Below are 279 nucleotides of genomic sequence, written 5' to 3'. Positions count from 1 at the left end.
CCATTAAGTCGTTAACACTCTCTCTGCCAGGGTAGCGATCCCAAAACAATTTAACAGGCACTAATTGTGCGTTATGGCTTTCATCGCTGCGGTGAATACTGAGAGCCGCGGTAAATTGGTCGATGGTAGCTTCTAGGGTTTCACCTTTACCATCCACTAAAAAGGCTACCCCTTGGTGGGCTTCACCGGCAAACATCACTGGCTCGAAGGGATCGGGCAGGCCAAGCTGTTTACAGGCAAGTTGTAAAGTAAGCACGTCAGCTAATGAGTTACTAGGAA

At 48.4% G+C, this 279-nt stretch carries 1 protein-coding gene; it reads right to left on the bottom strand.

Going from position 1 to position 279, the window contains the following annotated elements; translation table 11 throughout:
• On the bottom strand, positions 1-256 hold a 256-nt coding region (locus Q4528_RS13640; RefSeq protein WP_303522088.1), incomplete at its 3' end, for a hypothetical protein.
• Positions 257-279 lie beyond the last annotated feature (23 nt).

The organism is Staphylococcus pasteuri, assembly GCF_030547725.1.
Lineage (GTDB): Bacteria > Bacillota > Bacilli > Staphylococcales > Staphylococcaceae > Staphylococcus > Staphylococcus pasteuri.
This window is presented reverse-complemented; position numbering and strand designations above follow the sequence as displayed.